Genomic DNA, 3,771 nt, shown 5'->3' on the forward strand with positions numbered 1-3,771 from the left:
TATTCCCCTGTTTGCTTTCTCTCTAATACTTTCTGTACTTGATAAGCACCAACGCTGATCAATACACTACCAGCTATACCAACAGCAGTTAATGCAATGGTTAGTTCACTAAATCCAAACAGAAAACTAACAGCAGGTATTACTGCGGCTAATATAAGTGGTGCGCCAATTTCAATCAGCAGATTACTATATTCACTACCTACTCTGGAAATCTCTATCCCAATCAGTAAAAGGCTTACAAACAGAAGAAGACCTCCTATGATAAAAATGAATGTAAAGGTGGTGTTAGTCAAAACGAAGTTATTAAAATAATTGGGAAAGGATGAAATACCTAACCCTATGACTGAAAAGTATGCTAAATTACCAGCCAGCAGGATTATTAGCTGAAATAGAGACTCCCTTACTGATCTCTTTTCAAACGATTGCATTGAAGACCTAAAGCTCAAGCCGAAAAGTCCAGCTAATATTATTTCTATTGCGATTAAGTAGGAGGCGAAGAGACTTCTCAGAAGACCATAGGTTCCATCAGATAATAACTTCCCTATAGCCATCATTAGTATTACGTAGATTATATAATAGGCAGAACTTCTCCTAATTTCTCTTAACCCTTTTATTTCGTGGCTATCCATTATTACTAAAATTTGTGTGTGAATATTTATTTATTTCTCTTATTAATTCGACTAATATCAGATTAAAATTCTACTACTCCCGGCTTTTTATTTATCATGATGGCGTAAAGTGTTAGAATATAAGTTTTTAATTTACATTACATAATCATACGTGAAATGAGGCTGTACGAATTATCTTTTGCTGAAATAGAGGAATTTTTCTATAAATTAGCTGAAGTCAAAGACACATTAAAAGGAGATGGATTATTGGAATTCCTTCCAGAATTAGAAAAGGAGTTACCAGAAATCGCAGTAGGGACTGCTAGAGTTAAGCATGCTTTCCCGATATTCCAAAAAGGAGGCGTAGTAATGGATGTGACTAACGTACAACAAGCACAAATAGCTGAGGAAGCTGGAGCTGTAGCTGTAATGGTGTTAGATAAGCTTCCTTATGACGTTAGGAAATCTGGTGGAGTTGCAAGGATGGCTGACCCTAAAGTAATTGAGGAAGTTATGAATTCAATAACTATTCCAGTTATGGCAAAAGTTAGAATAGGACACTATTATGAGGCTAAGGTGCTAGAAGCTTTAGGGGTTGATATGATAGATGAAAGTGAGGTGTTAACACCAGCTGATGAAGAGCATCACATAAACAAGTGGGAGTTCAAAGTTCCATTTGTAAATGGAGCCAGGAATTTAGCTGAAGCCCTAAGAAGGATATCAGAAGGCGCTTCTATGATAAGGACTAAGGGTGAGGCTGGTACAGGTAATGTGAGTGAAGCTGTTAAGCATATAAAGATAATAAACAGCGAAATAAGGAACTTAGTTTACATGGCTGAGGAGGATAGGATGAAGAAAGCTAGGGAGTATCAAGTTCCATATCAAATAGTTGAACTTACTGCTAAGCTTAAGAGATTACCAATAGTCAACTTCGCAGCTGGAGGAATAGCAACTCCAGCTGACGCTGCTTTAATGATGTGGCTAGGTGCAGATGGTATTTTCGTAGGATCTGGGATCTTTAAGAGCCAAGACCCGCAAGAGAGGGCTAAAGCAGTAGTGTTAGCTACTTCGTGTTGGGAGTATCCGGAAATAGTATTGGAGGCTCAAAAGATGATATCAAAACAGAAGAGTATGATGGGCATTGATATAAAGTCATTAAAACCAGAGGAGCTCCTTCAGGTGAGGGGAATATGAAGGTAGGAGTAGTAGCATATCAAGGTAGTTTTGAAGAGCACTCCCTTCAGTTAAAGAGAGCTTTATATAAGCTATCATTAGATGGTGAAATAGTAGAGATAAAGCTACAAAAGGACTTGGAGAAAGTGGATGGTATTATTATACCGGGTGGAGAGAGTACCACGATAGGTTTGGTTGCCAAAAGATTAGGTTTATTGGATGAGCTTAAAGATAAGATCAAGTCTGGATTGCCCACTCTAGGAACTTGTGCGGGAGCTATAATGTTAGCAAAAGAAGTTGTGGATGCTAAAGTTGGTAAAACTTCACAACCTTTGATAGGCATAATGAGCGTATCAGTTATAAGAAACTACTATGGTAGGCAGAGGGAGAGTTTTGAGACTATTATAGATTTATCAGGGATTGGGAAGGAGAAGGCTAAGTTTGTGTTCATAAGAGCTCCTGCAATTGTGAAAACTTGGGATAATGCTAAAAGTCTAGCTAAACTTAATGGTATAACAGTTCTAGCAGAACAAAACAATATTTTAGCTACTACTTTCCATCCAGAACTATCCAACAGTACAGCTATCCATGAATATTTTATAAGTTTTATTAAAGGGTAATTTTTTATTTGTACTCTTGATTCTTATTTTCAGTATCAACGGGGATTATGGATTTGAATGACTTAATGATTGATAAGAGTGCCTTATTATATGGTTTTTCAAGGTATCTGGAAAGAGGATTAGTAAATGGTAATGTCTTAATTCACAAGTCCTTAATAAAACAGTTAGAAGATGAGAGTAATCAAGGACTAGTGAGTTCAGAGATAGCTTTAGATGAAGTAAAGAAGATAAAAGAAGTTACGGAGAGAATTTTGGTTGGATTCGAAATAATAAATGATGACTCTAGGGGAAAAGAGGTGAATGACGTAATAAGGGAATATTGTCTAGATAGGGGATGTATTATCGTAACCGCTGATGAAGTCCAGAAGAAGATATGTGAGATAACCGGATTGCAACACTATTTTCTCCAACCAATAGAGCAACAACTCAGCTTTGAGAGTTTCTTCGATAACGAAACCATGAGTGTTCACATTAAGGAAGATACCGTAGTGAAGGCGAAGAGGGGTAAACCCGGTAATTGGATGTTCGTTAATTTATCTGACAGACCTATCATCTCAAGCGAGGTTAAGAAGATAGCGAATGAGATAATTAATGCAGTTAGGTTCGTAAAGGGTTCTTTTATAGAAATTGAGAGAAAAGGCTCACTCATAATTCAGCTAGGCAATTACAGGGTGATAATAACCAGACCGCCATTAAGTGATGGATGGGAAATTACGATAACCAGACCAGTCGTAAGAAAGAAGTTAGAGGAGTATAATCTTGACGATAAATTATTAAGAAGGCTAGAGGAAAGAGCTGAAGGCATAATTATAGCTGGGGCACCGGGAATGGGCAAAACTACATTTGCTCAAGCCCTAGCTGAGTATTATATGAAGCTAGGAAAAGTAGTTAAAACTGTAGAATCGCCGAGAGATATGCATTTACCTCCAGACATAACACAATATTCTAAGAATTATGCCGAGATAGGAGAACTACATGATATTTTATTATTAAGTAGGCCAGATTATACAGTCTATGACGAGATGAGAAATGATGAAGACTTCAAACTTTATGTTGACTTAAGACTAGCCGGAGTTGGAATGATAGGTGTGGTTCATGCTACTTCACCAATAGATGCCATCCATAGGTTTGTTAATAGAGTTGATATAGGTACTATACCTAACATCTTAGACACAGTCATTTACATACATTCAGGTAATGTAGCAAAAGTTTACACTCTAGAAATGACGGTTAAAGTTCCTGCGGGATTGAAGGAAGCTGATTTAGCCAGACCAGTTGTAGAAATTAAAGATTTAATCTCTGGTAATACAGAGTACGAGATCTATGTGTTTGGAGAACAAACTATGATAGTGCCAGTTAATAGGGGAATA

General features: G+C 37.1%; 4 protein-coding genes. 3 read left to right on the top strand and 1 reads right to left on the bottom strand.

Annotation, left to right across the window (positions count from 1 at the left end):
* A partial coding sequence (locus tag DMP16_RS08450; RefSeq protein ID WP_143577093.1) for a DUF973 family protein occupies positions 1 to 629 on the bottom strand: 629 nt, incomplete at its 3' end.
* Positions 630 to 785: 156 nt separating this feature from the next.
* On the opposite strand from DMP16_RS08450, the gene pdxS reads away from it, so the two are divergent.
* The 3 genes from pdxS to DMP16_RS08465 form a co-directional block, all read left to right on the top strand.
* Positions 786 to 1,802 (top strand): pyridoxal 5'-phosphate synthase lyase subunit PdxS, encoded by a 1,017-nt coding sequence (gene pdxS / locus DMP16_RS08455; protein ID WP_143577094.1) that lies wholly within the window; start codon positions 786 to 788, stop codon positions 1,800 to 1,802.
* Positions 1,799 to 2,401, top strand: a complete 603-nt coding sequence (gene pdxT, locus DMP16_RS08460) for a pyridoxal 5'-phosphate synthase glutaminase subunit PdxT (protein ID WP_069282229.1) — start codon at positions 1,799 to 1,801, stop codon at positions 2,399 to 2,401. Before pdxS ends, pdxT begins: the two co-directional genes overlap by 4 nt.
* Positions 2,402 to 2,448: 47 nt before the next feature.
* On the top strand, positions 2,449 to 3,771 hold a 1,323-nt coding region (locus DMP16_RS08465), incomplete at its 3' end, for an ATPase, T2SS/T4P/T4SS family (RefSeq protein WP_143577095.1).

Origin of the sequence: Sulfolobus sp. B1 (genome assembly GCF_007050195.1) — an archaeon.
Classification (GTDB): Archaea; Thermoproteota; Thermoprotei_A; order Sulfolobales; family Sulfolobaceae; genus Saccharolobus.

Coding starts and splice junctions, on each gene's coding strand:
- pdxS (WP_143577094.1), top strand. CDS start 786: ATGAGGCTGTACGAATTATCTTTTGCTGAAATAGAGGAATTTTTCTAT.
- pdxT (WP_069282229.1), top strand. CDS start 1,799: ATGAAGGTAGGAGTAGTAGCATATCAAGGTAGTTTTGAAGAGCACTCC.